Annotated in this window: 4 protein-coding genes; all 4 read left to right on the top strand. The window is 49.4% G+C overall.

Annotated features, from left to right (window positions below; genetic code table 11):
- Positions 1-7: 7 nt before the first annotated feature.
- Positions 8-382: a 30S ribosomal protein S12 gene (gene rpsL, locus BZG14_RS14865; protein WP_025673238.1), complete on the top strand. Its 375-nt coding sequence runs from the start codon at positions 8-10 to the stop codon at positions 380-382.
- Positions 383-479: 97 nt separating this feature from the next.
- Positions 480-950 (top strand): 30S ribosomal protein S7, encoded by a 471-nt coding sequence (gene rpsG, locus BZG14_RS14860; protein ID WP_025673237.1) that lies wholly within the window; start codon positions 480-482, stop codon positions 948-950.
- A 75-nt stretch (positions 951-1,025) separates the two neighbouring features.
- A complete protein-coding gene (gene fusA, locus BZG14_RS14855) occupies positions 1,026-3,122 on the top strand; it encodes an elongation factor G (protein ID WP_077485776.1) in 2,097 nt (698 codons plus the stop codon).
- A gap of 100 nt (positions 3,123-3,222) precedes the next feature.
- Positions 3,223-3,576: GTP-binding protein (locus tag BZG14_RS14850; RefSeq protein ID WP_241824686.1), on the top strand; the 354-nt coding region annotated here is incomplete at its 3' end.

The raw sequence follows: 3,576 nt of genomic DNA, 5'->3' as shown, positions 1-3,576 counted from the left end.
CTATTTAATGGCAACTATTAACCAGCTGGTTCGCAAGCCACGCTTGAAGCAAGTTGCGAAAAGCAACGTGCCTGCGTTGGAAGCGTGTCCACAAAAACGTGGTGTATGTACTCGTGTTTACACCACTACTCCAAAGAAACCAAACTCTGCACTGCGTAAAGTATGCCGTGTGCGTTTGACCAATGGCTTTGAAGTCACCTCTTACATTGGTGGTGAAGGCCACAACCTGCAAGAGCACAGTGTTGTGCTTATCCGCGGCGGTCGTGTTAAAGACTTGCCGGGTGTGCGTTACCACACTGTTCGTGGCGCACTTGACTGTGCAGGCGTTAACGGCCGTAAACAAGGTCGTTCTAAGTACGGTGTGAAGCGTCCTAAGTCTTAATGGATTCCGTTAAGTAAGGCCAAACACTCAAACAATTGAATTTTGAAAAAACTGAAAAGTTTTGGATAAAACCTGAAGAAGACAACGGAGATAATCCATGCCACGTCGTCGCGTAATTGGTCAGCGTAAAATTCTTCCAGATCCTAAGTTCGGATCAGAATTGCTGGCAAAATTTGTAAACATCCTGATGGTTGACGGTAAGAAGTCAACGGCTGAAAAAATCGTTTATGGTGCACTAGACATCATGGCTGAGCGTTCTGGTAAAGAGCACTTGGCTGTATTCGAACAAGCTCTTGAAAACGTACGCCCAGCGGTCGAGGTTAAATCTCGCCGTGTAGGTGGTTCAACTTACCAAGTGCCAGTAGAAGTACGTCCTGTACGTCGTAACGCACTGGCTATGCGTTGGTTGGTTGAAGCCGCTCGTAAGCGTGGTGAAAAATCTATGGCTCAGCGCCTAGCAAGCGAGATGCTAGACGCGTCAGAAAACAAAGGTACTGCTGTTAAGAAACGTGAAGACGTTCACCGTATGGCAGACGCGAACAAAGCGTTCGCACATTACCGCTGGTAATGCCTTCATGGCGTGTCCCACTCGGGGCACGCCAAACCCATTTTCTAAGGTTAACCTTAGCAAGAGGATACTATTGTGGCTCGTAAAACCCCTATCGAGCGCTACCGTAACATCGGTATTTGTGCTCACGTAGACGCCGGTAAAACCACGACTACCGAGCGGATCCTGTTCTACACAGGTCTGTCACACAAAATCGGTGAGGTACACGACGGCGCCGCTACCATGGACTGGATGTCGCAAGAGCAGGAGCGTGGTATCACCATCACCTCAGCCGCGACCACGACTTTCTGGGCCGGTTCTGATCAGCAGTTCAAACAACACCGCGTAAACATCATCGATACTCCTGGACACGTTGACTTCACTATCGAAGTTGAGCGTTCTTTGCGTGTGCTTGATGGTGCTGTGGTTGTATTCTGTGGTTCATCAGGTGTTGAGCCTCAGTCTGAAACCGTATGGCGTCAGGCTGATAAATACGAAGTACCGCGTATGGTATTCGTCAACAAGATGGACCGTGCGGGTGCTGATTACCTGCGCGTTGTTGATCAAATCAAAAACCGTCTTGGCGCACACCCTGTGCCAATTCACTTGAACATTGGTGCAGAGCACGAGTTCAAGGGCGTGATTGACCTGATCAAAATGAAAGCAATCAACTGGAACGAAGCAGACATGGGTATGACGTATACCTATGAAGACATTCCAGCTGAACTTCAAGAACAAGCAGAAGAGTGGCACAACTTCTTGGTTGAGTCTGCTGCTGAAGCCTCTGAAGAGCTGATGGACAAGTACCTTGAAGAAGGTGAGTTGTCTGAAGAAGAAATCAAAAAAGCTCTGCGTCAGCGTACCCTTGATAACGAAATCGTACTGGCAACCTGTGGTTCTGCGTTTAAGAACAAAGGCGTTCAGGCAGTACTGGATGCGGTTATCGAATACCTGCCATCACCGATTGATGTGAAGTCAATCAAAGGTGAAGACGAAGACGGTAACCCAATCGCACGTCACGCAGACGACAAAGAACCCTTCTCAGCATTGGCATTTAAAGTCGCGACTGACCCATTCGTAGGGACGCTGACCTTTATGCGTGTTTACTCTGGTGTGGTTAACTCGGGCGACACTGTGTACAACTCAGTGAAGCAAAAACGTGAGCGTTTGGGTCGTATCGTACAGATGCACTCTAACAAGCGTGAAGAGATCAAAGAAATCCGCGCCGGTGATATTGCTGCAGGTGTTGGTCTGAAAGACGTAACCACGGGTGACACCCTATGTGCAATGGATTCAAAAGTTATCCTAGAGCGCATGGAATTCCCTGATCCAGTTATCCAAATCGCGGTTGAGCCTAAGTCGAAAGCTGACCAAGAGAAAATGGGTATCGCGCTAGGTAAACTGGCGGCAGAAGATCCATCTTTCCGCGTTGAGTCTGACGAAGAGTCTGGCCAGACCCTGATTTCAGGTATGGGTGAGCTTCACCTAGACGTGATCGTTGACCGTATGCGTCGCGAATTCAACGTAGAGTGTAACGTTGGTAAGCCTCAGGTTGCTTATCGCGAAACCATCCGTGGTAGCACCAAAGTTGAAGGTAAATTCGTGAAGCAGTCTGGTGGTCGTGGTCAATTCGGTCACGTATGGCTGAAGATCGAACCTTCAGAGCCAAACGAAGGCTTTGTCTTTGTTGACGAAATCGTTGGTGGTGTGATTCCACGCGAATACATCAGCTCGGTGGCTAAAGGTATCGAAGAGCAGATGGCTAACGGTGTACTCGCCGGTTATCCAGTGCTCGACGTTAAAGCGACCTTGTTCGATGGTTCTTACCACGATGTTGACTCCAACGAAATGGCGTTTAAGATCGCCGCATCAATGGCATTCAAGAAAGGTGCACACGACGCGCAACCTGTTATGCTTGAACCAATGATGAAGGTTGAAGTAACCACGCCAGAAGAGTGGATGGGTGACGTTGTCGGTGACTTGAACCGTCGTCGTGGCCTGATTGGCGGTATGGACGAAGGCCCAGCGGGTCTGAAGGTCGTACGCGCCCAGGTTCCACTGTCTGAAATGTTCGGTTACGCTACTGACCTACGTAGTGCAACACAAGGCCGTGCATCTTACTCGATGGAATTTAGCGAGTATGGTGAAGTGCCGAAGAACATCGCTGACGCCCTGATCGCAGAGCGTAGCTAATTATTTTGGTCCAGATGCCGACATCATGGTCGGCATCAAACACTGACTTCTGAGTTACTAGGCCAAGTCCTTTAACTCACAACTAGGAAGGAAGACGATCGTGTCTAAAGAAAAATTTGAACGTACGAAAACGCACGTTAACGTTGGTACTATCGGCCACGTTGACCATGGTAAAACTACGCTGACTGCCGCTATCTGTACGGTACTTGCAAAAGTACACGGCGGTGCTGCTCGTGACTTCGCGTCAATCGATAATGCACCAGAAGAGCGTGATCGTGGTATCACCATCGCAACGTCTCACGTTGAGTACGATACACCGACTCGCCACTACGCACACGTTGACTGCCCAGGACACGCTGACTATGTGAAAAACATGATCACCGGTGCGGCGCAGATGGACGGTGGTATCCTGGTTGTTGCGGCAACTGATGGCCCAATGCCACAGACGCGTGAG

It is taken from the genome of Salinivibrio sp. IB282, assembly GCF_001995685.1.
In the GTDB taxonomy this organism is placed as follows: domain Bacteria; phylum Pseudomonadota; class Gammaproteobacteria; order Enterobacterales; family Vibrionaceae; genus Salinivibrio; species Salinivibrio kushneri.
Note: the sequence above shows the minus strand (reverse complement) of the source record. Positions and strands in the feature narration are given on the sequence as shown.